Genomic DNA, 22,535 nt, shown 5'->3' with positions numbered 1-22,535 from the left:
ACAGGAGCCCAGCAAGATGAACAAGCCGTATTCGTTCCCGATGTTCCGTCCACGCGCACTGCTCGCAGCGGGTGCCGGCGCGCTCGCGCTGTCGGCCGCGGTGCCCGCGTTCGCGCAGCAGACCGCGGTGATGGCGGTGGATTCGACGTTCACGACGATGGACCCGTACGACGCGAACGACACGGTGTCGCAGGCCGTCGTCAAGTCGTTCTACCAGGGGCTGTTCGGCTTCGACAAGGACATGAAGCTCGTCAACGTGCTGGCAACCGGCTACGACGCGAGCCCGGATGCGAAGACCTACACGATCAAGCTGCGCCAGGGCGTGAAGTTCCACGACGGCACCGATTTCAACGCGGCGGCCGTGAAGGCGAACTTCGACCGCGTGACCGATCCCGCGAACCACCTGAAGCGCTACAACATGTTCCGCGTGATCGAGAAGACCGAAGTGGTCGATCCGTACACGGTGAAGATCACGCTGCGCGAGCCGTTCTCCGCGCTGATCAACACGCTCGCGCACCCGTCGGCCGTGATGATCTCGCCGGCCGCGCTGAAGAAGTGGGGCCGCGACATCGCGCTGCATCCGGTCGGCACGGGGCCGTTCGAGTTCGTCGAATGGAAGCAGACCGACGACCTGAAGGTGAAGAAGTTCGCCGGCTACTGGAAGAAGGGCTACCCGAAGATCGACGCGATCGACTGGAAGCCGGTGGTCGACAACAACACGCGCGCGGCGCTGATCAAGACGGGCGAGGCCGATTTCGCGTTCCGCATTCCGTTCGAGCAGGCTGCCGACCTGAAGGGCAACCCGAAGGTCGACGTCGTGGAGCGGCCGTCGATCGTGCAGCGCTACGTGTCGCTGAACCTGCAGCAGAAGCCGTTCGACAACCCGAAGGTGCGCCAGGCGCTGAACTATGCGGTGAACAAGGAAGCGCTCGCGAAGGTCGCGTTCGCCGGCTTCGCGACGCCGTCCACCGGCGTGGTGCCGCAGGGCGTCGACTACGCGACGAAGCCGGGCCCGTGGCCGTACGACCCGGCGAAGGCGCGCGCGCTGCTGAAGGAGGCCGGTTACCCGAACGGCTTCGAGACGACGCTGTGGTCCGCCTATAACAACTCGACGTCGCAGAAGGCGATCCAGTTCGTGCAGCAGCAGCTCGCGCAGGTCGGCGTGAAGGTGCAGGTGCAGGCGCTGGAAGCCGGCGAGCGCGTCGCGAAGGTCGAGAGCGCGCCGGATCCGGCGAAGGCGCCGGTGCGGATGTACTACATCGGCTGGTCGTCGTCGACCGGCGAGGCGAACTGGGCGATCACGCCGTTGCTCGCCGGCTCGTCGGCGCCGCCGAAGCTCCTGAATACCGCGTACTACAAGAACGACACGGTCGACGGCGATCTCTCGAAGGCACTGGAGACGGTCGACCGCACGAAGAAGGCCGAGCTCTACGCCGATGCGCAGAAGCAGATCTGGGCCGATGCGCCGTGGATCTTCCTCGTGCAGGAGAAGATCGTGTATGCGCGCAGCAAGCGGCTTCAGGGTGCGTACGTGATGCCGGACGGCTCGTTCAACTTCGACGAAATCTCGCTGAAATGACAGTGGTGATGACGGCGGTTCGTCCGCCACGCGGTGCCGGCGGCGCAAGCCGCCGGCACGCTGATTCGATCGGTGCCCCATGCTGAATTTTCTCGTCAAACGCCTGTTCGGCCTGCTGCCCACGCTCGCGATCGTCGCGGTGCTGGTGTTCCTGTTCGTCCACCTGCTGCCGGGCGATCCGGCGCGGCTCGCGGCCGGGCCCGAAGCCGACGACGCGACGGTCGCGCTGGTGCGCACCGATCTCGGCCTCGACCAGCCGCTGCCCGCGCAGTTCGTGAACTTCTTCGTGAAGATCGCGCACGGCGATTTCGGCCTGTCGACCCGCAGCAAGCGGCCGGTTTCGACCGAGATCGGCGAGCGCTTCATGCCGACGCTGATGCTGACGCTCGTCAGCATGGCGTGGGCGACGGCCTTCGGCATGGCGATCGGCATCGCGTCGGCGGTGTGGCGCAACCGCTGGCCGGACCGCCTCGGCATGACGCTCGCGGTGTCGGGCATCTCGTTTCCCGCGTTCGCGCTCGGCATGCTGCTGATGGAAATTTTCTCGGTGAAGCTCGGCTGGCTGCCCGTCGTGCCGGACGGTTCGTGGCGAAGCTACGTGCTGCCGTCGCTGACGCTCGGCGCCGCGGTCGCGGCTGTGATGGCGCGCTTCACGCGCGCGTCGTTCGTCGAGGTGCTGAACGAGGATTTCGTGCGCACCGCGCGCGCGAAAGGCGTGCACGAGCCGATGGTGGTGCTCAAGCACTGCCTGCGCAACGCGATGATCCCGGTCGTCACGATGATGGGGCTGCAGTTCGGCTTCCTGCTCGGCGGCTCGATCGTCGTCGAGGTCGTGTTCAACTGGCCGGGGCTCGGGCGCCTGCTCGTCGATGCCGTGACGATGCGCGACTACCCCGTGATCCAGGCGATCGTGTTGCTGTTTTCGCTCGAATTCATCCTGATCAACCTGACCGTCGACGTGCTGTATGCGGTCATCAACCCGACCATCCGGTTCAAGTGAGGCGCGCATGAACGCGACTGTCCAGACCGCGGCGCCGGCCGCACCGACCGCGATCCGCACGCCGTGGCGCGAATTCTGGCGCAAGTTCCGCAAGCAGACCGTCGCGCTCGTCGCGGGCGGCTTCGTGCTGGCGCTCGTCGTGCTGGCGTTCGTCGGCCCGCACGTCGTGCCGTTCGATCCGGAGAACTATTTCGACTACGACGCACTGAACGCGGGGCCGTCGGCCGTGCACTGGTTCGGCGTCGATTCGCTCGGCCGCGACATCTTCAGCCGGATCATCACGGGCACGCGCATCTCGCTCGCGGCCGGTTTCTTCTCCGTCGCGCTCGGCGCGGTGATCGGCACGTTCTTCGGGCTGCTCGCCGGCTACTACGAAGGCTGGTGGGACCGCATCACGATGCGCGTGGCCGACGTGCTGTTCGCGTTCCCGGGCATCCTGCTCGCGATCGGCGTGGTCGCGATCCTCGGCAACGGGATGGTCAACGTGATCTGCGCGGTCGCGATCTTCAGCATCCCGGCGTTCGCGCGGCTCGTGCGCGGCAACACGCTGATGCTCAAGCACATGACCTATGTCGAGGCCGCGCGCAGCATCGGCGCATCGGACTGGACGATCATCATGCGGCACATCCTGCCGGGCACCGTGTCGTCGGTCGTCGTCTACTTCACGATGCGGATCGGCACGTCGATCATCACGGCCGCGAGCCTGTCGTTCCTCGGGCTCGGTGCGCAGCCGCCGACGCCGGAGTGGGGCGCGATGCTCAACGAGGCGCGCGCGGACATGGTGACGGCGCCGCACATCGCGATCTTCCCGAGCCTCGCGATCTTCCTGACCGTGCTCGCGTTCAACCTGCTCGGCGACGGGCTGCGCGACGCGCTCGATCCGAAGCTGGAGCGCCGCTGATGCGCATCGCACCGATGTGGCCGGCGACGCTGCCGGCCGGGCCGCGCGGCACGATCGCCGACGTGCCGGGCGTGACGGTCGGCCATTGCACGCTCGATGCCGGCAACGTGCAGACGGGCGTGACCGTCGTGAAGCCGCATCCGGGCGACGTGTACCGCAGCAAGGTGCCGGCGGGGGCCGCCGTGATCAACGGCTTCGGCAAGAGCGTCGGGCTCGTGCAGATCGACGAGCTCGGCACGCTCGAGACGCCGATCGCGTTGACCAATACGTTCGGCGTCGGCGTGCTCGCGCACGCGCAGATCCGCGCGGCGATCGCCGCGAATCCGCAGATCGGCCGCGACTGGCCGACCGTCAACCCGCTCGTGTTCGAGTGCAACGACGGTTATCTGAACGATATCCAGGCGTTCGCGGTCACGGCCGCGCATTACGACGACGCGTGCCGCGCGGCGTCGCGTGACGTCGCGCGCGGCGCGGTGGGGGCCGGGCGCGGGATGTCGTGCTTCGACCTGAAGGGCGGGATCGGTTCGGCGTCGCGCGTTGCCGTCGCGGCCGGCCGGCCCTATACGGTCGGCGCGCTCGTGCTCGCGAATTTCGGCCGGCTGCCGATGCTGACGCTCGGCGGCGTGCCGCTCGGGCGCATCGTCGCGCAACGGCGGGCGGCCGAGGCCGCGCACGCGGTGCCACCCGAACAGGGCTCGATCATCCTGTTGCTGGCCACCGATGCGCCGCTCGACGCGCGGCAACTGTCGCGGCTCGCGCGCCGTGCGGGCGCGGGGCTGGCCCGCACGGGCTCGGTCTACGGGCACGGCAGCGGCGACATCGCGCTCGCCTTCTCCACCGCCTATACGATCGCGCACGACGCGTCGACCATCGCGCTACCGGCCCTCGTCGCCGATGCGGCGCTCGATCCGCTGTTCATGGCTGCCGCCGAAAGCGTCGAGCACGCCATCGCCGATGCGTTGCTGCAGGCCGTGACGGTGGCCGGGCGCGACGGCCACGTGCGGCAATCGCTGCGCGATGCGGTGCCCGATCTCGATCGCCTGTTCAACGAAAGTCACGAAGGACGTATTGCCCAGTCATGAAGATCCTGATTTCGACCGACATCGAAGGCGTCGCCGGCGTGTTCGCCACCGAGCAGACGCGTGCCGGCAATCCGGAATACGAACGCGCGCGGCGCTGGATGACCGCCGAGGCGAATGCGGCGATCGAAGGCGCGTTCATGGGCGGCGCGCAGGCCGTGTGGGTCAACGATTCGCACGGCGGTTTCCGCAACCTGCTGCCCGACGGGCTCGATGCGCGTGCGCGCGTCGTGCTCGGCAAGCCGCGCACGCTCGGGATGATGACGGGCCTCGAACAGCAGCCCGACCTCGTGTTCATGATCGGCTATCACGCGAAATCGCAGACGCGCGGCATCCTCGCGCACACGATCAACAGCTTCGCGTTCACGCAGGTGTGGCTGAACGGCGTCGAGCTCGGCGAAGCCGGGCTGTACGGCGCGCTGGCCCGCGAATATGGCGCGCACGTCGCGCTGGCCACCGGCGACGACGTGTTCGCGGAAGAAACGCAGCCGCTGTTTCCGGATGCGCATTTCGAGACGGTCAAGACGGCCGGCGGCGCATCGAGCGGCGATACGCTCACGCCGTCCGCATCGTGTGCGCGGATCGCAGCCGCTGCGCGCGAGACGGTCGTACAGGCACTGTCGGCAGGCGTGCGCGCCGGCACCCGTCGGCCCGCGCCGGCCGCCTGCACGTTGCGTGTGCAGACGGCAGCGCTGGCCGACCTGTTCTGCGTGCTGCCGTCGCTGGAGCGCGTCGATGCGGTGACGCTGCGCTTCGACGGGCCTTCGGTCGAGCACGTGGTGCGCACGTTGAACAGCCTGTCTGCGATGTCGTTCATGCTGCGGTGATGCGTGCCGCGGCGATGTCGCCGGCGTGCGACCGGTCAATGGGCGGCTGCAGGGCTCGCTGTCACGGCAAGCAGGAACGTTTCCATGGCCGCGACCAGCGCGAGCGGCGTCTCGTTCATCGGATAGTGGCCCGCATTGCGCAACACGTCGACGGTGGCGCGCGGGTAGCGCCGCAGGTAAGTGCGGGCCATCAGCGCCGCGTCGAACGCCGGATCGTGCTCGCCGATCAGCACTTTCACCGGATGGGTGCCGGCGATCTCGTGGCTGAAATCCGTATCGGCCCACGCGCGGAAGTACGCGCCGAACGCCGGCGGCGACGAACGGGCTGCCGAATACGCGGCTTTCCACGCGACCCAGGCGGCGGGCAGCCGGCCGCCGGTGCTGCGATCGATGATGGTCCGGCGATCGGCGACGTGGTCGGCGGCCCGCTCGAATAGCGCGCGTTTCTCCGCGTCGAACGGCAGGCCGCCGCAAGGCACGGGCGTGACCGGCACGAGCGCGCGCACCCGGTCGGGCGCGATGACGGCGATTTTCTCGGCCGCCATCGCCCCCATCGAGTGGCCGACGACGCTGAAGGTCGGGAATTCGAGCGTGTCGGCAAGCGCGAGCGCGTCGGCGGCGATCTCGTCGATCGTGTAGTCGCCGGCTGTGTCGCGCATGCGGCCGTAACCTCGGTAGTCCATGAACACATAGCTGAAACGCTCACGCGACAGCCACGCTTCGACGGGTTCGAACGCGTGGGCGTCGCCGAACCAGCCGGGCAGTACAAGAACAGGGTGGGGGCCGTCCCCCACGCGATGAAACGTATTCGGCATGTCCGCTCCGATGCAGTGGTAATCCGGCCGATCAGGCCGACGGGTCTTGCGGCCGCGAGGTCGCGCAAGGGGTGGAGCGGATCGTAGATCGCGCGAAGGAGACCCGCCTTCGATATCGGGTCATTGATGATGGAATTCGGGCCGTGAGAAATACGCTGCTAGATCCCTACGAACACATTCCGCGAAGCGTGGTCGTGACCGCGAACGACTACGCGGCGGGTACGACGTTTCCGGAACACGCGCACGTGCGCGGGCAATTCGCGTTCGCGTCGCGCGGCACGATCAGCGTGTCGACGCCGCACGGGCGCTGGCTGGTGCCGCCGCAGCGCGCGTGCTGGGTGCCGGCCGGCGTGCGGCACGAGATGACGATGACCGGGCCGGTCACGATGCTCAACACGTTCGTGTCCGGCGACGCCGCGCTCGAGGCGGGCCTGCCCGAGCAGTGCGGCGTCTATGGCGTATCGGCGCTGCTGCGGCAACTGATCGACGATGCGATCGACCTGCCGGCCCTGTACGACGTCGACGGGCGCGCGGGCAAGCTGATGGCGCTGCTGGTCGCGGAAATCGCGACGATGCCGCGCCTGTCGCTGCATGCGCCGCTGCCGGCCGACGCGAGGCTGGCGAAGGTGTGCCGGCACCTGCTCGCGTCGCCGTCGATCGCGGCCGATCTCGACCAGGTGGCCGCCGATGCCGGCGTGAGCCGGCGCACGTTCACGCGGCAGTTTCGCGCGCAGACGGGCGTGAGTTTTGCCGCATGGCGCCAGCAGGTGTGCATGCTCGCGGCGATCGCCCGCCTGAGCGACGGGCAGCCGGTCACGCGTGTCGCGCTCGATCTCGGGTACGCGAGCGCCAGCGCGTTCACGTCGGCGTTTCGCCGCATTCTGGGCGATACGCCGAGCCGCTATCTGGAGATTCGGCGCTGACCGGAAGGCGTCCGAGCGCACTACGCCGATGTGCCGGTCGCCGCAAAAAAATACGCGTCTGCCAACTTCGGTCAGACGCGCTTAAAGGCACTCGGTCAGAAAAAATGCGCGCACGGCCCGGCGGGTCGATGTCGCGCATGACATGCGTAATTGTTGCCGATCCTGATTTAATTCCGTTTGAACGTTGCGGATAACGCAGGATACGCCGCATAACGCGCAAACGATATCCTGCCGGGGCGATGATTCATGTGCAGTCGCAGCATGCGTTTCAATCGCGCGTTCGATGCGGGGGCGGCAGCCCCTGGCACCGGGCATCGATGCCCGCGGCCTGGTGTGCTGCGATGCAGCATCAAATGATGGCGCCGCAGCACGAAAAACGCCGCGTAGCGCGATGCCTGTCGGTATCGCGCCACGCGGCGTTGCGGTTTGCGGTAGCGGGCGAAGCCGGCGTGCGCCGGTTCGCGCGTCACACGTCGAAGAACACCGTTTCGTCGGGCCCCTGCATGCGGATGTCGAAGCGGTAGACGACCGGGCGGCCCGGTTGCGCGTCGCGTTTCGCGACGAGCGTCGCGCGACGCTCGGCGGGCACCGCGTTCAGCACCGGGTCGGCGGCGTTCGCGGCGGCTTCGTCGTCGAAATACACGCGCGTGAACGCATGGGTGAGGATCCCGCGCATCATCACGGTCACGTTGATGTGCGGCGCCTCGCCGGCGGTGATGCGGCCCGGCTTCACCGTCTCGACGACGAAGCGCTGCTGTGCGTCGGTGCCGGTGCCGACCCGCGCGAAGCCCGTGAAGCCGGATTTCGCGATGTCGTCGCGCGACGCGGGGTAGCGGCCCGCGCTGTCCACCTGCGTGAATTCGAGCACCGCGTCGCCAACGACGTTGCCGTCGCCGTCGAACACCTGGCCGACGAGCAGCACGTGCTCGCCTTCGGCGTGTGCCGCGGCGATCGTCGGCGTGAACAGGCTCTTCAGGTCGTAGTCGTATTGCTGCGGGCACAGGCCGTACGCGAAGTACGGGCCGACCGTCTGCGAAGGGGTTTGCTTCAGCGTCGTCATGGTTCAGCGCTCCATCGGGGTAGCGTCGCGGCCGCGCAGCACGATGTCGAATTCGTAGCCGAGCGCATAGCCTTCTTCGGTGATGTCCATCGAGAAGCGCGAGATCAGGCGGTCGCGCGCGGCCTCGGGCGTGCCCTGGAAGATCGGGTCGTACGCGAGCAGCGGGTCGCCGGGGAAGTACATCTGCGTGACGAGACGCGAACCGAAGTAATCGCCGAACAGCGAGAAATGGATGTGATTCGGGCGCCACGCGTTCGGATGGTTGCCCCACGGATACGCGCCGGGCTTGATCGTCAGGAAGCGGTAGCGGCCTTCGTTGTCGGTCAGGCAGCGGCCCGCGCCGAGGAAGTTCGGGTCGAGCGGCGCATCGTGCTGGTCGACCTTGTGCACGTAGCGGCCGGCCGCGTTCGCCTGCCACACCTCGACGAGCGTGTTGCGCACGGGCTTGCCGCCTTCGTCGAGCACGCGGCCCGTGACGACCATGCGCTCACCGAGCGGCTCGCCGTTCTTCACGGCGTTCTTCGTCAGGTCGTGGTCGAGCGCGCCGAGATCCTCGGCGCCGTAGACGGGCGCGTACTGGTCGCGCAGTTTTTCCTTCAGCGGGATCAGCGGGCGGGTCGGGCCGCGCTTCACGGACGAACGGTACTCGGGGTGGATATAGGCCGGATGCGACGGCCAGTCGCGCGGCGTGAGGATCGTGGGGGAATCCATCGGGCGTCTCCTGATAGGTATTTCGCGAAGTGGATGGCAGGACTTTAGCCAATCCGGAAAGTTATGCAAAATGACCTTTTTTCGCGAATCGCATAACCGTTCGTTATGTTCGACGCGCCAATGAAAATTCCGCCGGACAGGATGCCTGTCCGGCGGAAAAAGCGATCGGGCTTCGCGTCGTCGGTGACGACCCCGTGCACGGCCCTCCAGCCAGCCCGTCGCTGCTTTTTGTGTTTTCGTTCTTGTTGTTATCCGGCCTCCCTGAGCGCGCCCGTCATGACTGGCGGCCGGGATCGAACACGATCCCGTCGAATTCGAGTGACAGCGTGCCGCCGCGCAGCAGTGCCGCAGGTGTCGCGTCCCGGTCGGCGCCGAGCACGTCGTTCACGTAGTCCGCGCAGAACGCACGCCGCGTCCGCAGGTTGAAGCGGTTGCCGAGCAGCGCGTCGATCCGCTGTTCCGCCGTTGCATGCACCCGGCGCTGCGCGTCGGCGGTCGGTGCCGCGACGCGGCGTGCCAGCGCGATGCGCCCGCCGTCGGTACGGGCGACGAAGCGCGACAGCGGCGTGAGTTTCGTCCACGCAAACCCGGATTCGGCGATCACGGGCTCGTCGCCCGACGTATCGACGACGATGCCGAAGCGATTGGCCCACGTGCCCGTCGTGCCCATCGTGCCCGCTGCGTCGCGCGGCGCGCTCGCCGGCACGCGGATGAACACGAGATCCCCGACGTGCGCGCTGGCGGCCAGCGTGCGGATCGTGGCGAGCGGCATCGTGCGATCCGTGTCGCGTGCATCGCGCGGGGCGGTGTGGCGCGATTCGTAGGCGGCGGTTTCGGTTCGGGTGGTCATTTCGGCTCCGTCGTTCAGTGACAGCACGGAGCGGATTATGCAGACAAGTATCCGAATGTGTTCATTTGCGTGCGCAGGTAGCCTAATATCTGACCTTGAGCATCATTTTTCGATACCAAAATGACCGAAACCGCCCAACTCATCGAAATGCTGAAGCGCCAGTTGAAGGCGCAGGGCATGACCTACCGCGACGTCGCGCGGGCGCTCGACGTCTCCGAGACGAGCGTGAAGCGGTTGTTCGCCAGCGGCCGCTTCACGCTGGAGCGTGTCGTGGAGATCGCCCAGCTGCTCGGCTATACGCTCGCCGAACTCGTGCAGGAGGCTTCCGCGTCGGCGCCGAGGCTGCGCGTGCTGACCGAGCAGCAGGAGGCGCTGCTCGTGTCGGACGACAAGCTGCTGCTCGTTGCCGTCTGCGCGATCAACTACTGGACCGTGCAGGACATCGTGTCGACCTATCAGGTGACCCAGGCCGAGTGCGTGAAATACCTGCTGATGCTCGACCGGATGAACGTCGTCGCGCTGCTGCCGGGCGACCGGATTCGCGTACGCGTCGCGCGCGATTTCGACTGGCTGCCCGGCGGGCCGATCCGCCGTTATTTCCATGCGCACGCGCTCGGCGATTTTCTCGACAGCCGCTTCGACGGGGAGGGCGAGACGATGACGTTCTCGCAGGGGATGCTGACGGAGGCTGCCGCCGCGGAGCTCGAACTGGAGTTGCGCCGGCTGCGCAGCAAGGCGGCCGCGCTGCATGCGGAATCGTCGTCCGCGCCGCTCGCGCAGAAGCACGGGACGAGCTTGCTGATCGCGAAGCGGATGTGGGAGCCGGCCGGTTTCCAGGCCCTGCGGCGTCGCGCGTGATGCCTCGTCGAATGCTTGGGGCGATCCGGAAAGTTATGCAAAATGGCGTTTCATCGTCAATCGCATAACCACCCGTTATGAATAACCGTATCGCCGACGGCCGCGTCAAGTTCCGGCACCTGCAGTGCTTTCTCGCGGTCGCGCAGCTGGGTGGCGTGCAGAAGGCGGCGGAAAGCCTGTCGATCACGCAGCCGGCCGTCTCGAAGACGATCGCCGAACTGGAGGCGATCCTCGGCGTGAAGCTGTTCGAGCGCGGCCGGCAGGGCGCGCAGCCGACCCGCGAGGCGCAGCTGTTCATGCCGCATGCGAACGCGTGCGTGCTGGCACTGCGGCAGGGTGTCGGGCTGCTTGCGCGTGAGGGCGGAGCCGCCGCGGCGACGCTGGAAATCGGCATGCTGCCGACGGTCGCGGCATCGCTTGCGCCGGCGTTGATGAAGGCGCTCGCCGCGCGCTGGCCGCGCGTCGTCGTGCGGATCGCGACGGCCGCGAATGCCGATCTGCTCGAGCGCCTGAAGTCCGGCGCGATCGAGTGCGCGATCGGGCGGCTGTCGGAGCCGGAGCGGATGATCGGGCTCGCGTTCGAGCAGTTGTACAACGAGCCGCTGGTTGCCGTCGTGCGTGCCGGGCATCCGCTGCTTTCAAGCGCGGCACCGGCGGCCGAGCTCGCACGCCATCCGGTCGTGCTGCCGCCGTTCGGCACGCTGATCCGCCAGTCGGCCGAGCAGTTGCTCGGCGCCTGCGGCGCGCCGCCGCTGGATTCGTTCATCGAGGTGCTGTCGGTATCGGTCGCGCGCGCGCTGACGCTCGAGAACGATGCGGTCTGGTTCGTGCCGCTCTATGCGGCCGAATACGACCTGTCGGCCGGGGCGCTGGCACGCCTGCCGCTGCCGTCCGCGGGCACCGACGAGCCGGTCGGGCTCATCCTGCGTACCGATGCGCAGCCGTCGCCGGTCGCGCGGACGCTGATCGATGCCGTGCGCGACATCGCGCGGTCGCGGTTCGGCGATGCGCGAGCGCACCAGTCGCCACGCGCGGCGCGCAAGCGGGCTCGTCGCGACGAATAACCCGGGGCGGATCGCGCGGCAAGCGCGGACCGAGCCGTCCCCGGCTATCGAATTGGCCGTCCGGCCAGTAGCTGTCCCGGTGGTGCTTGGCTTATCGTACCGATTTTGGTACGATGGGTGTCAAGACGATGACGAGACAGCAGATCCAGGTCACGCTCGGCGTGCGGTTCTTCCAGACGGCTCGTGGCAACGAGCCGGTGCGCGAATGGCTGAAGTCGCTTGGGCAAGCGGAGCGAAGGGTGATCGGCGAGGAGATCAAGACCGTTCAACTCGGCTGGCCGCTCGGCATGCCGCTGGTCCGGAAGATGGCACCGGATCTGTGGGAGATCCGCGTGGCGCTGCCGGGGCGGAGCGCCCGTGTGCTGTTTACGGTCGTCGGCGACACGATGGTCCTGCTGCACGGCTTCTTCAAGCAGTCGCGCGCCACGCCGTCGGACGATCTCGATGTCACCGTCGCGCGTCTCAAAGCGTTGACGCATGCTATCTGAATTTCCCGGTTGCGCCGGAACGCACCGTCTTCGACGGGCAGGCAGCCGGCAACGCCATGCACTGGAGTACCTCATGACGACCACGAACCATCCGCATATCGGCAGCGATTTCGATACCTTCCTCGAGGAGGACGGCAATCTCGAAGCGGCCACCGCCACCGCGATCAAGCGCGTGATCGCGTGGCAGATCGGGCAGGAAATGAAGGCGCAGCACATCACGAAAACCGCGATGGCCGCGCGGATGAAAACCAGCCGCGCCGCGCTCAACCGGCTGCTCGACGAAACCGACACGAGCCTCACGCTCGCGACGCTCGCGAGCGCGGCCGCCGCGCTCGGCAAACGGCTCAGCTTCGAGCTGGTGCCGGCCTGACGAGCGTGAAGCAGCGGCGTATGGCCGGGTTCGCGCCCATACGCGTGATGCGCACGATGCGCACGGCGCAGTGGCCGGCCCTCCGGCCGGCGGGTCGGCCATGATTCGCCGGCGTGTCGCCGCAAGCCGGCGAGTGCCGGCCCGCGCGCACATGCCGGGTCACCGGCGCGGTCCGGTCACCCGCAGATAGAGCAGCGCACCGCCCGCGAGCAGCAGCGGGCACAGGATGGCCCAGCCGGTCGTCAGGAACAGCCCGGCAACCGCGACCAGCGAAACCCACGCACAGCGGTAAGCGATGCCACCGCGCGGCAGCAACTTCAGCGCGGCGGCCGCACCGAGCCCATACACCATCACGAAACACCCGGACGTCACGAGCACGAGCGGTTTCGGTCCGACGTCCGAGATCGCCGTCGCAGCCAGCGCAACGGCTGCGAGCGTGGCGATCACGCCGAGACTGCGGCGCGGGACGCCGCCGACCTGGCTGCCTTGCGCGAGCCACGCGGGCAACGCGCCGTCGCGACCGAGCGCCGCACCGAGCTTGGCCGCACCCGCGAAATACGCGTTCATCGTGCCGAGCGTGAGCAGCAGCGCGGCAACGGCGGCGAGCACCTGTGCATGACCGCCGATGCCGCCAGCGATCAGTTCGGCGAGCGGCGCCCCCGAAGCGCCCGCGGAAGGCCCGAGCACCGTCACGCTCGCGGCGGCGACCGACAGATACAGGAGCCCGACCACCACGACGGCGATGCCGGCCGAGCGCGGCATGTCGTGCGCGGGCCGTCGGAACTCGGCCGCGAGGTGCGTGATCGCTTCCCAGCCGGCGAAACTCCACACGAGCAGCGCGGCGGCCTGGCCGACCGAGAGCCAGCCGTGCGGGGCGAACGGATGCAGGTTCGCCGTGCGCGCATGCGGCGCGGAGGCGAGCACCGCCGCGAGCAGCAGCGTGACGAGCAGCGCCGACAACACGAGCTGCATGCGGCCTGAAACGGTGACACCGAATGCATTCGCGGCCGACACGGTCGCGATCAACGCGGCGGCGGTAACGACGACGGTCGCGTGCCCGCCGCCCGTCACGGTGGCGACGTATGCGCCGGCGAACATCGCGGCAGCCGGCGCGCCGGCCGGGACCGCGAAGTAGAAGCACCATCCGACGACCGCCGCGGCTTTCGGCCCGAATGCGCGCCGGGCGTAGGTCGAGACCCCGCCTGCATCGGGATAACGCGCGCCGAGTGCGGCGAAGGTGGCCGCGAGCGGCCCGGACAACACGACCAGCGCGGCCCACGCGAGCAGGGATGCCGGGCCCGCGACCTCGGCGGCCAGCGCGGGCAGTGCGATCACGCCGGTGCCGAGCACCGCGCCGATATAAAGCGCGGCGCCCTGGAAAATCGTCAGCGAGCCCGCGTGATGTGCGGCGGGCGAGTCGGCATGCGAGGGCATGGACAGCAGTCTCCGGAAATCTTGTTGTGCTGGAGCGCGGGCGCCCGCGCGGAAAGTCGTTCGATGCTACCCGAAGGCAGGCGGTCGCGCGGCCCCGCGATCAGTAGTCGGTGTGGTGCCGCGTGTCAGCCGATGTCAGCGGCTGCGCGCGAGCCGCAGGCGCGCATCCTCGCGCGCGGCGGGCGACAGTTCGGGGGCGTAGTGGAACGCCCCGGAAACCAGCGAGGCGACGGGCACGCCGTCGCGGAACAGCACGCGATTTCCCGCGAGGGCCGGCACCTTGTCGCCGGGCAGCAACGTGCCGGCAAGATTCAGCGGATCGGCGCCCGTCACGCAAACGTACTGTCCGTCGCCCGGTTGTCGCCGCAGTTCGCGCAGGACCGGGATCGCTTCAGGCAGCGCGAACTGTTCGCCCGCGAGCCCGGCGACGAAGCGTCCGCCGCGAATTTCGCCGCGCGCTTCGAGGCGTTGCAGCACGCGCACGAGCTCGCGCCAGTTCGGCAGCCAGTCGGCTTCGCGTTCGAGCAACCGCCAGAACACGACGCCGTAGCGGCGCAGCAGCGTCCAGACGATGTGTTCGAGTGCGTCGGGATCGGTTGCGGGCGCACCGCGCTTCGGTGCCGGCGTTGGCGTGTCAGCAGGTGCCGAAGCGCGTTGCACGAGCGCCCAGCGGCCGGCGTCGTCCATTCCGCCGATCAACGCACCGCCGCGCCGCGTGCGCGGCGCATAGGTCGCGCTGCGCTTGACGGCAGGCTTCAGCAGTGCGCGGAGGCCCGCGTAGCTGTCCGCATTCACGAGGCCGGCCGAAACGAGTTCGCCGAGCGCCTGTTCGAGTTCGACGGGCAGCATGTGCAGGTCGTCGAGCAGCGCATCGAAGAACATCGCGCCGTGCGCGGCGAGGGTGTCGCGCACCTGGGCGGCCCGGGCGGATAGCGCCGGTTGCGCGTCGGGATCGCGCAGCGCCTGCCAGGCAGAGAGGTGGCGGCGCGGCAGCAGCACGATCGGTGTCGTCTTAACGGCCGTGCCGGCTGCGCGGGCCGGCGCGCCGATGCGCGTCCACACGAGCTTGCCGGAGCGGCACAGCTCGTCGAGCCCGCCCGCCGTGTAATCGGTGAGGCGCGCGGGCAGCAGCGCGTCTTCCCATGCGCTCGCCGCGGCCTCGTAACCCTCGAGCTGTTCGACCACGGCCGCGAGTGCATCGCGGCCCGTACCGCGCGTGTCGGGTGTCAGGTGTTGCCAGTGGAACAGGAAGCGCATGAAGTCGGCGCGCTCCACCGGCTCGATTTCGCGGCGCAGCCGTTTCACCGTGTAGCGATGAATGCGTGCAAGCAAATGGCGTTCGCACCATTCGTCGGTCGTCGTGCCCGGTGTGAACCGGCCACGCATCACATAACCTTCGCGCTCCAGCGCCGCGAGCGCCGTCGCGACCGACGCAGGCGGCAGGCCGAGCGGTGTCGCGATCGCGTCGAGTGCAAGCGGGCCGAAACCGGTGAGCCGTGCGCGGATCACGTCGACGAGTGCGGCATCCGCTTCCCACGGCTGCGCGCAGGCCGCCGGAACCTTGAGCGCCGGCGCGATGCGGGCATCGGGATGCAACGCACGCAGGCACACGAGCCGTTCGACCGGCACCCACAGGGCGCCGCCGCCGGGCGTCACGAGTTTCGTCGCGCGGCGGCGTTCGGCAAGTTCCGCGAGCCGGTCGGGCCAGCCTTCGTGCGCGTGCGCTTCGCTGTCGGCGATGCACGCGAGCGTGAGCAGCGCGTCGTGCATTTCGTCGGCGTCGCGCACGAGCGGCCAGGCTTCGTCGCGCACGGCATCGATCGCGTCGGCGTCGAGCGCGCCGAGATCGTCGGCCGATTCAGGGTCGCTCCAGCGGCGCGACTGTACGGCCTGCGTGCGACGCTCTTCCAGCGGCGCGTCGTCGAGGAACGCATACGGTTTCGCGTTCAGGATCTCGGCCGCGAGCGGCGACGGCGCGGGCAGGTCGCGCGCGATCAGCTCGATCGCACCGCTCTCGATCCGGCGCAGCAGCGCGAGCCAGCCGTCGGTGTCCATTGCGTCGTGCAGGCAGTCGTCGAGCGTCTGGTCGACGAGCGGGTGATGCGGTATCTCGCGTTCGCCGACGATGTTCTCGAGGCACGCGACCTGATCGGGAAACACGGTCGCGAGCAGATCCTCGCTCTTCATCCTCTGCAGTTGCGGCGCGGTGCGCTTGCCGCCGGTGAAGCGCGGCAGCGCGAGCGCCGTCGTCGCGTTCCAGCGCCAGCGCACGCCGAACATCGGCGCGTCGAGGAGTGCCTGGACGAGGACGTGTTCGGCGCTGGCCGAACGCAGGTAACGCCACACTTCGTCGAGCGCGAAGCTGTGCGCGAGCGACAGCGACAGGATGATCGCGTCGTCGGTCGCGGCCGCCTGCAACTCGAAGTTGAAGCTGCGGCAGAAGCGCTTGCGCAGTGCGAGCCCCCATGCGCGGTTGATGCGGCTGCCGAACGGCGAATGGATCACGAGCTGCGTGCCGCCCGATTCGTCGAAGAAACGCTCCATCACGAGCGTGTCCTGTGTCGGCAGCGCGCCGAGCGCGGCGCGGGTGCGGGCGAGGTAGTCGACGATCTGGCGGGCGGCGTCGGGCGACAGGCGGAGATCGTCGACGAGCCAGCGCAACGCCGGCGCGAGGCGGCTTTCGGCGGTGGCGGCGACGACGGTGTCATGCCGCAAGCCGGTCGAGGCGTCGGTATCGGCTTCGATCCCGGCCTTCGATTTCGCCTTCGCGCCCGCTTTGGCGTCGGTCCGGGGCACGGGCTTCCCGCCAGTCCCTTCACCGATGCGTTCACGGTTCTTGCCATGTGCGAGCCGTTCGCCGTCCGCGAACAGTCCGTCGAGCCGCGCGCGCAGCCGGCCGACCGCCGCCGACAGCTCGTCGCTGCGCCCCGGCGCCTCGCCGAGCCAGAACGGAATGTTCGGCGACTGGCCCTGCGCGTCCTCGACACGCACGCGGCCCGTTTCCACGCGAATGATCCGGTACGACTGGTTGCCGAGCTGGAACACGTCGCCAGCGAGGCTCTCGATCGCGAAATCCTCGTTGACCGTGCCGACCTGGATGCCCTGCGGTTCGAGCAGCACCGCGTAGTCGGCCATGTCGGGGATCGTGCCGCCCGACGTGGTCGCGGTCATCATCGCGTTGCGGCGCCCGCGCACGGTGCCGCCGACCACGTCGCGATGCAGGTACGCGCCGCGCACGCCGCGCCGGCTCGTGAAGCCTTCGGCGAGCATCTTCATCACTTCGTCGAAGCGCTCGCGTGTCAGCCGCGCGTACGGCGCCGCGCGCGTGAAGCTCGCATACAGCGCGTCTTCCTGCCATTCCGTGCACGCCACTTCGGCGACGATCTGCTGCGCGAGCACGTCGAGCGGCGCTTCGGGAATCCTCAGCGCGTCGAGCTCGCCGCGTTGCACGCAATCGAGCAGGGCCGCGCATTCGACGAGCTCGTCGCGCGACAGCGGGAACAGGCGCCCCTTCGGCACGCCGCCGACATGGTGTCCGGAGCGGCCGACGCGCTGCAGGAACGGCGCGATGCCGCGCGGCGAGCCGACCTGGCAGACCAGATCGACGTCGCCGATATCGATGCCGAGTTCGAGCGATGCGGTGGCGACGAGCAGCTTCAGTTCGCCGCGCTTCAGCCGCTGTTCGGCGTCGAAGCGGTGCTCCTTCGCGAGACTGCCGTGATGCGCGGCGATCGCATCCTTGCCGAGCCGGTCAGCGAGATGGCGCGCCATGCGCTCGGCGGTGCGCCGCGTGTTGACGAACACCAGCGTCGTGCGGTGCGCGGCCGCGAGGCCGGCAATGCGGTCGTACACCTGTTCCCACACGTCGGTGGCCATCACGGGTTCGAGCGGCACGTTCGGCAGTTCGAGCGCGAGGTCGCGCTCGCGTGTGTGGCCCGTGTCGACGATCGTGCAATCGCGCGGCGCGTCGGCCGGGCCGCCGACGAGGAAGCGCGCGACCGCGTCGATCGGTTTTTGCGTGGCGGAGAGCCCGATACGCGGCAGCGCACGGCCGGCCAGCGCGTCGAGACGTTCGAGCGACAACGCGAGATGGCTGCCGCGCTTGGACGATGCGAGTGCGTGGATCTCGTCGACGATGACCGAGCGCACGTTCGACAGCATTTGCCGCCCCGACGTGGACGACAGCAGCACGTACAGCGACTCGGGTGTCGTGACGAGGATGTGCGGCGCGCGCTTGCGCAGCGCGGCGCGCTCGGCCTGCGTCGTGTCGCCGGTGCGCACGGCGGTGCGGATCGCCGGCACCGGCAGGCCGAGTTGCGCGAGCGAATCGGCGATGCCGGCGAGCGGCGCATCGAGGTTCACGTGGATGTCGTTGGACAGCGCCTTCAGCGGCGACACGTACACGACGAGCGTCGCGTCGGGCAGCGTGCCGTCATGCGCGAGCGCATCGCGCACCAGATCGTCGAGCGCGCACAGGAACGCGGTGAGCGTCTTGCCGGAGCCGGTGGGCGCGGCGACCAGCGTCGAGCGGCCGGCCTTGATGTGCGGCCACGCGAGCGCCTGCGCGCCGGTGGGCGCGGCGAACGTGCGCCGGAACCACGCGGCGACGGCCGGGTGGAACACGTCGAGCGCACGGGCGGCAGGGCGAGTAGCGGTGACGTCCATCGGAGCGTTGAAATAGGGTGCAAGCAGGGCGCAAAGCGTGCGCAAGGCGCGCACGAATCGAATCGTCAGTGTGCCAGACGTCGCGCGTGCGTGCCGGGTGCGCGTGTCGGCGAACGGGACTCAAATGGGGGCCTGCACCGTACTTTCAATGGACGGAAAGTTGCATGCGCGCCGGCGTGCCGATAGCACGCCGAATCGCATCAAATTGCGCCGAATTGCAACTAGACGCGATGCAGCCAGCCGAGCCAGTGTTCGAGCAGCGGCGTACGCGAGCACAACGACTGCGCGAGCCACAGCGTGCCGCCCCATGCGGCGCCCACGACGATCAGGTCGCAACGCCCGCTGTTCCACAGGTTGAGTGAATGACGTCGCCAGATCCACGGTACGCCGAGCGGGTTCGGCCAGTCGGCGAGCAGGTGCATCACGCCGCCGCATGCGAAGCCGAACAGCGGCGCGGCCCACAGCGGATGCGGATGATGGATGAGCCCGTGCCAGCCGAGCGCGAGCAGGGCGATCCAGCCGATGCCCCAGTGCGTGATGGTTCGATGCGTGACCCACAGGCGGCGCTTGCGGCGCCACCATGCGACTTCGAGCCAGTCGGGCGCGGTACCGCCCGCGACGCCCGCCGCGAATGCGGCGAACATGCCCGAATGCCACGGGCCCGTGGCGCCGGTTTGTGCGACGAGGGCGGCGGCGGCGGCGCCGGCCGCGAAGCCGGACGCATGATGCGCGTTGTGTGATGCCATAGGAAGCGAGACGAAGAAACGTGAGGCGGCGCGTGAACGAACCAGTGATGCGGTGCGAAAGCGGGGCGCTATCTTCGCAGATCGGATCGTGCAGCGGGACGGGCGTTTGCAGATTTTTTTTCACGCGTCACGTGGCCTGTCGCGCAGTTCGCAACTTTCGGTTTTTGTGCGCTGCGTGATGACATGAACCGGTGTGAATTGCGGCCGCGCGCCCGGTGCAATTTCGACCTGTCTGCGTCCGTGTCGAGAAGCAGCGGCATGACCAGGCGCACACAGCGAATGCGCTTTCATCGCATGTCACGTGTTCGACCCTTTTTGTCCCCCTATACTACGAAACCGGATATGGCCGTCGGTGCGCCGGCGGCCATGCGCGGGACAGGTGCTTTTCCTGCCTGAAGGAGATCCACATGGGGGACATGCAATGACTACGCTGAATCGCTTCAAATCATCCGCTGTCGTGCTCGCGACGGTGGCCGGCATCGGTTTCCTGCCGAACGCACCCGTCTATGCGAAGGGGCCGCAGCCGGCCGTCCTGACGAGCTCGGCGGTTGCGGTGGCCGACAAGTACAGCGCGGATGCCGCGGAGCGGATCTTCAAGGAAGGCGGCAACGCGATCGATGCGGCCGTCGCGATCGCCTTCACGCTTGCCGTCACGTATCCGGAAGCCGGCAACATCGGCGGCGGCGGCTTCATGACGATCTACAAGGACGGCAAGCCGTACTTCATCGACTACCGCGAGCGTGCGCCGCTCGCCGCGACGAAGGACATGTATCTCGACAAGGACGGCAACGTCGTCAAGGGCATGAGCCTGTATGGCCCGCGCGCGGTCGGCGTACCGGGCACGGTCGCGGGCATGTGGGAAGCGCAGAAGCGCTTCGGCAAGCTGAAGTGGAAGCAGGTGCTCGCGCCGGCGATCCACTATGCACGCGATGGCTTCGTCGTCGACGAGCAGCTCGCGCAGCGCGGCGTCGACGCGTCGAAGGAGTTCGGCGGCAAGACCAACTTCGACAAGTATTTCTCCGGGCTGAAGGCGGGTGTGAACTTCAAGCAGCCCGATCTCGCCGACGTGCTCACGCGCATCGCGAACGACGGCGCGGAAGGTTTCTACAAGGGCAAGACGGCCGAGCTGATCGCCGCGTCGATGAAGACCGGCGACGGCAACGGGCTGATCACCACCGAGGATCTCGCGCAGTACCGCGCGGTGTGGCGCCAGCCGGTGCAGGCGAAGTGGAACGGCTATGACGTGATCACCGCGCCGCCGCCGAGCTCGGGCGGCATCGGCCTCGTGCAGTTGCTGAAGATGAAGGCCGACCTCAAGCAGGACTTCGAGGGCGTGAAGCTCAACTCGCCGCAGTACATCCACCTCGTCGCGGAAATCGAGAAGCGCGTGTTCGCCGATCGGGCGCAGTATCTCGGCGATCCCGATTTCTACAAGGTGCCGATCGCGCAGCTGACCGACGACGCCTACATCGCGAAGCGGGCGGCCGAAGTCAACCCGAAGGAGCCGTCGGATACGAAGAGCGTGCAGCCGGGCCTCGGCACGACGATGCCGGAGAAGGCTGAAACGACGCACTTCTCGGTGGTCGACAAGTGGGGCAACGCGGTGTCGAACACCTACACGGTCAACGGCTATTTCGGTTCGGGCGTGATCGCCGACGGCACGGGCATCGTGCTGAACGACGAGATGGACGACTTCTCCGCGAAGCCGGGCGTGGCGAACATGTTCGGCGTGGTCGGCAGCGACGCGAACGCGATCGAACCGAAGAAGCGCCCGCTGTCGTCGATGTCGCCGACGATCATGACGAAGGACGGCAAGGTGTCGCTCGTGATCGGCACGCCGGGCGGCTCGCGCATCTTCACGTCGATCTTCCAGGTGATCAACAACATCTACGATTTCAAGATGCCGTTGAAGGAGGCCGTCGGCGCGATGCGCTTCCATCACCAGCTGCTGCCGCCGAACACGATCTTCTGGGAGCCGTACCACCCGATCGAAGGCGAACTCGCGAAGCAGATCGAGGCGCGCGGCTACACGCTGAAGGGGCAGGATTTCAGCGGCGACATCCAGGTGATCAAGATCGACGGCAAGACGCCGGAGGCGATGGCCGACCCGCGCGGGCGTGGTGTGACGCGGGTCATTCGCTGATGTGAAGCGGTGCGTGCGCGGGTGCGAAGGCGGCCGCGCACGCCGTGTTCCGCAGCGGGGCGCCGGATGCCCGCTGCGGAACGCACTCAGCCGGTCGTCCGGATGAATCCGGCGATCCGCGCCGCGATTGCGTCGGGCGCATCCTCGAAGCAGTAGTGCCCGATGCCCGCCAACCGCTCGACGGGCGCGGACGGAAACAGCGCGGTGAAGAGCGGCAGGAAATGTTCAGCGCCGAGTGTCCGGTCGGCGTCTCCCCAGATCGCGAGCGCGGGTTTGTCGCGTATCGCGCGCAATGCCGCCGCATCGGGCACCTCGAACCGGTGCGCGCCCGCGGCAAACCCGCGGGCCCATCCGATCGCGCCGAGACAGTCGGCCGGTTGCGCGAACGGCGCACCGTATGCGGCGATCCACGTGTCGGTGATGACTGCGTGGTTCTCGAAACCGTTCAGCTTCAGCGTGCTCAGGATGTTGAAGCCGAGCTGACCGAGCACGGTTTCAAGCGTGTCGTCGGCCGCCGCGCGCATGATCCACTGGAACCACGGCGCATCGCGACCGTTCGCATTCAGGCGCTCGACGAGATCGGGCTGGCCGAACGGCGTCGGCCCGTTCGCCGACACGATGCGCCGGATGCGATCCGGATGACGCGCGGCGAGCCCCATGCCGACCGGGCCGCCGAAATCGTGCATCACGAGCGTGATGCGCTCGAGGCCGCGCGCCAGCACGAAGCGCTCGAGGTTGTCGATATGGTCCTGCAACCAGTAGCTGCGATCCTGCGGCGTCGCGCTTTTGCCGAATCCCATGTGATCGGGCACGACGATGCGGTGCGTCGGACGCAGCGCCGCAACCAGATGGCGGAACAGGTAACCCCACGTAGGTTCGCCATGCAGGCACAGAACGGTTTCGCCGTCGTGCGGGCCTTCGTCCACGTAGTGCATCCGGAAGCCGGATGCGTCGTCGAAATGCGGGGTGAAAGGAAAGGTGCCGTCGAACGTGGCATCGGACCGGATCATCGAACGCTCCTT

At 68.2% G+C, this 22,535-nt stretch carries 19 protein-coding genes; 11 read left to right on the top strand and 8 right to left on the bottom strand.

Annotated features, from left to right (window positions below; translation table 11 throughout):
• The first annotated feature begins 16 nt into the window (after positions 1 to 16).
• The 5 genes from gsiB (at position 17) to E9536_RS01510 (ending at position 5,386) form a co-directional block, all read left to right on the top strand.
• Positions 17 to 1,579, top strand: a complete 1,563-nt coding sequence (gene gsiB, locus E9536_RS01530; protein ID WP_027791363.1) for a glutathione ABC transporter substrate-binding protein GsiB — start codon at positions 17 to 19, stop codon at positions 1,577 to 1,579.
• Between the two features lie 79 nt (positions 1,580 to 1,658).
• Positions 1,659 to 2,579, top strand: a complete 921-nt coding sequence (gsiC, locus tag E9536_RS01525; RefSeq protein WP_042972832.1) for a glutathione ABC transporter permease GsiC — start codon at positions 1,659 to 1,661, stop codon at positions 2,577 to 2,579.
• Positions 2,580 to 2,586: 7 nt separating this feature from the next.
• The gene (gsiD, locus tag E9536_RS01520) at positions 2,587 to 3,480 is read left to right on the top strand and encodes a glutathione ABC transporter permease GsiD (RefSeq protein WP_021156639.1); all 894 of its coding nucleotides are present in this window, start codon (positions 2,587 to 2,589) and stop codon (positions 3,478 to 3,480) included.
• The gene (locus tag E9536_RS01515) at positions 3,480 to 4,562 is read left to right on the top strand and encodes a P1 family peptidase (RefSeq protein ID WP_136469143.1); all 1,083 of its coding nucleotides are present in this window, start codon (positions 3,480 to 3,482) and stop codon (positions 4,560 to 4,562) included. Before gsiD ends, E9536_RS01515 begins: the two co-directional genes overlap by 1 nt.
• Positions 4,559 to 5,386 carry a M55 family metallopeptidase gene (locus tag E9536_RS01510; RefSeq protein ID WP_060372368.1) on the top strand — a complete coding sequence of 276 codons (828 nt, stop codon included), beginning with the start codon at positions 4,559 to 4,561 and terminating at the stop codon, positions 5,384 to 5,386. Before E9536_RS01515 ends, E9536_RS01510 begins: the two co-directional genes overlap by 4 nt.
• A gap of 35 nt (positions 5,387 to 5,421) precedes the next feature.
• On the opposite strand, the gene E9536_RS01505 is transcribed toward E9536_RS01510, so the two are convergent.
• Entirely contained in the window at positions 5,422 to 6,201 is a 780-nt protein-coding gene (locus E9536_RS01505; RefSeq protein WP_060207515.1) for an alpha/beta hydrolase, read from the bottom strand.
• Positions 6,202 to 6,344: 143 nt separating this feature from the next.
• Between E9536_RS01505 and E9536_RS01500 the strand changes: the two genes are divergently transcribed.
• Positions 6,345 to 7,124, top strand: a complete 780-nt coding sequence (locus tag E9536_RS01500; RefSeq protein WP_027791368.1) for a helix-turn-helix transcriptional regulator — start codon at positions 6,345 to 6,347, stop codon at positions 7,122 to 7,124.
• Positions 7,125 to 7,590: 466 nt separating this feature from the next.
• On the opposite strand, the gene pcaG is transcribed toward E9536_RS01500, so the two are convergent.
• From pcaG to E9536_RS01485, 3 genes are all read right to left on the bottom strand, one after another.
• Entirely contained in the window at positions 7,591 to 8,184 is a 594-nt protein-coding gene (pcaG, locus tag E9536_RS01495; protein ID WP_060194675.1) for a protocatechuate 3,4-dioxygenase subunit alpha, read from the bottom strand.
• Between the two features lie 3 nt (positions 8,185 to 8,187).
• Positions 8,188 to 8,895 (bottom strand): protocatechuate 3,4-dioxygenase subunit beta, encoded by a 708-nt coding sequence (gene pcaH, locus E9536_RS01490; RefSeq protein WP_021159510.1) that lies wholly within the window; start codon positions 8,893 to 8,895, stop codon positions 8,188 to 8,190.
• A gap of 274 nt (positions 8,896 to 9,169) precedes the next feature.
• A complete protein-coding gene (locus E9536_RS01485; protein ID WP_136469142.1) occupies positions 9,170 to 9,745 on the bottom strand; it encodes a YiiX/YebB-like N1pC/P60 family cysteine hydrolase in 576 nt (191 codons plus the stop codon).
• 120 nt (positions 9,746 to 9,865) lie between these two features.
• Here E9536_RS01485 and E9536_RS01480 point away from each other — a divergent pair, with 120 nt between their 5' ends.
• From E9536_RS01480 to E9536_RS01465, 4 genes are all read left to right on the top strand, one after another.
• Positions 9,866 to 10,603 carry a helix-turn-helix transcriptional regulator gene (locus tag E9536_RS01480; protein ID WP_027791371.1) on the top strand — a complete coding sequence of 246 codons (738 nt, stop codon included), beginning with the start codon at positions 9,866 to 9,868 and terminating at the stop codon, positions 10,601 to 10,603.
• Positions 10,604 to 10,680: 77 nt separating this feature from the next.
• On the top strand, positions 10,681 to 11,667 hold the full coding sequence (gene pcaQ, locus E9536_RS01475) for a pca operon transcription factor PcaQ (RefSeq protein WP_060315096.1): 987 nt from the start codon (positions 10,681 to 10,683) through the stop codon (positions 11,665 to 11,667).
• Between the two features lie 128 nt (positions 11,668 to 11,795).
• Positions 11,796 to 12,155 carry a type II toxin-antitoxin system RelE/ParE family toxin gene (locus tag E9536_RS01470; protein ID WP_059696549.1) on the top strand — a complete coding sequence of 120 codons (360 nt, stop codon included), beginning with the start codon at positions 11,796 to 11,798 and terminating at the stop codon, positions 12,153 to 12,155.
• A 73-nt stretch (positions 12,156 to 12,228) separates the two neighbouring features.
• Complete coding sequence (locus E9536_RS01465; RefSeq protein WP_027791374.1) at positions 12,229 to 12,525, top strand: XRE family transcriptional regulator; 297 nt, start codon at positions 12,229 to 12,231, stop codon at positions 12,523 to 12,525.
• Between the two features lie 159 nt (positions 12,526 to 12,684).
• On the opposite strand, the gene E9536_RS01460 is transcribed toward E9536_RS01465, so the two are convergent.
• The 3 genes from E9536_RS01460 to E9536_RS01450 form a co-directional block, all read right to left on the bottom strand.
• On the bottom strand, positions 12,685 to 13,959 hold the full coding sequence (locus tag E9536_RS01460; RefSeq protein ID WP_136469141.1) for an amino acid permease: 1,275 nt from the start codon (positions 13,957 to 13,959) through the stop codon (positions 12,685 to 12,687).
• Positions 13,960 to 14,094: 135 nt separating this feature from the next.
• The gene (locus tag E9536_RS01455; protein ID WP_136469140.1) at positions 14,095 to 18,624 is read right to left on the bottom strand and encodes a DEAD/DEAH box helicase; all 4,530 of its coding nucleotides are present in this window, start codon (positions 18,622 to 18,624) and stop codon (positions 14,095 to 14,097) included.
• Between the two features lie 221 nt (positions 18,625 to 18,845).
• Positions 18,846 to 19,370 (bottom strand): metal-dependent hydrolase, encoded by a 525-nt coding sequence (locus E9536_RS01450; protein ID WP_136469139.1) that lies wholly within the window; start codon positions 19,368 to 19,370, stop codon positions 18,846 to 18,848.
• Between the two features lie 421 nt (positions 19,371 to 19,791).
• Here E9536_RS01450 and ggt point away from each other — a divergent pair, with 421 nt between their 5' ends.
• Complete coding sequence (ggt, locus tag E9536_RS01445; protein WP_027791378.1) at positions 19,792 to 21,513, top strand: gamma-glutamyltransferase; 1,722 nt, start codon at positions 19,792 to 19,794, stop codon at positions 21,511 to 21,513.
• Between the two features lie 86 nt (positions 21,514 to 21,599).
• Here the strand turns inward: ggt and E9536_RS01440 are convergent, their stop codons facing one another.
• Positions 21,600 to 22,523 (bottom strand): alpha/beta fold hydrolase, encoded by a 924-nt coding sequence (locus tag E9536_RS01440; protein ID WP_134255724.1) that lies wholly within the window; start codon positions 22,521 to 22,523, stop codon positions 21,600 to 21,602.
• Between the last annotated feature and the right edge of the window lie 12 nt (positions 22,524 to 22,535).

The sequence above is a fragment of the Burkholderia sp. LS-044 genome (assembly GCF_004803625.1).
Taxonomy (GTDB): Bacteria; Pseudomonadota; Gammaproteobacteria; order Burkholderiales; family Burkholderiaceae; genus Burkholderia; species Burkholderia cepacia.
The sequence above is the reverse complement of the archived record's forward strand: the minus strand, read 5'-3'. Positions and strand labels throughout refer to the sequence as shown.

Bases quoted from the DNA above. Each gene is read 5' to 3' on its own strand.
- gsiB (WP_027791363.1), top strand. From the start codon at position 17: ATGAACAAGCCGTATTCGTTCCCGATGTTCCGTCCACGCGCACTGCTC.
- gsiC (WP_042972832.1), top strand. From the start codon at position 1,659: ATGCTGAATTTTCTCGTCAAACGCCTGTTCGGCCTGCTGCCCACGCTC.
- gsiD (WP_021156639.1), top strand. From the start codon at position 2,587: ATGAACGCGACTGTCCAGACCGCGGCGCCGGCCGCACCGACCGCGATC.
- E9536_RS01515 (WP_136469143.1), top strand. From the start codon at position 3,480: ATGCGCATCGCACCGATGTGGCCGGCGACGCTGCCGGCCGGGCCGCGC.
- E9536_RS01510 (WP_060372368.1), top strand. From the start codon at position 4,559: ATGAAGATCCTGATTTCGACCGACATCGAAGGCGTCGCCGGCGTGTTC.
- E9536_RS01505 (WP_060207515.1), bottom strand. From the start codon at position 6,201: ATGCCGAATACGTTTCATCGCGTGGGGGACGGCCCCCACCCTGTTCTT.
- pcaG (WP_060194675.1), bottom strand. From the start codon at position 8,184: ATGACGACGCTGAAGCAAACCCCTTCGCAGACGGTCGGCCCGTACTTC.
- pcaH (WP_021159510.1), bottom strand. From the start codon at position 8,895: ATGGATTCCCCCACGATCCTCACGCCGCGCGACTGGCCGTCGCATCCG.
- E9536_RS01485 (WP_136469142.1), bottom strand. From the start codon at position 9,745: ATGACCACCCGAACCGAAACCGCCGCCTACGAATCGCGCCACACCGCC.
- E9536_RS01480 (WP_027791371.1), top strand. From the start codon at position 9,866: ATGACCGAAACCGCCCAACTCATCGAAATGCTGAAGCGCCAGTTGAAG.
- pcaQ (WP_060315096.1), top strand. From the start codon at position 10,681: ATGAATAACCGTATCGCCGACGGCCGCGTCAAGTTCCGGCACCTGCAG.
- E9536_RS01470 (WP_059696549.1), top strand. From the start codon at position 11,796: ATGACGAGACAGCAGATCCAGGTCACGCTCGGCGTGCGGTTCTTCCAG.
- E9536_RS01465 (WP_027791374.1), top strand. From the start codon at position 12,229: ATGACGACCACGAACCATCCGCATATCGGCAGCGATTTCGATACCTTC.
- E9536_RS01460 (WP_136469141.1), bottom strand. From the start codon at position 13,959: ATGCCCTCGCATGCCGACTCGCCCGCCGCACATCACGCGGGCTCGCTG.
- E9536_RS01455 (WP_136469140.1), bottom strand. From the start codon at position 18,624: ATGGACGTCACCGCTACTCGCCCTGCCGCCCGTGCGCTCGACGTGTTC.
- E9536_RS01450 (WP_136469139.1), bottom strand. From the start codon at position 19,370: ATGGCATCACACAACGCGCATCATGCGTCCGGCTTCGCGGCCGGCGCC.
- ggt (WP_027791378.1), top strand. From the start codon at position 19,792: ATGACTACGCTGAATCGCTTCAAATCATCCGCTGTCGTGCTCGCGACG.
- E9536_RS01440 (WP_134255724.1), bottom strand. From the start codon at position 22,523: ATGATCCGGTCCGATGCCACGTTCGACGGCACCTTTCCTTTCACCCCG.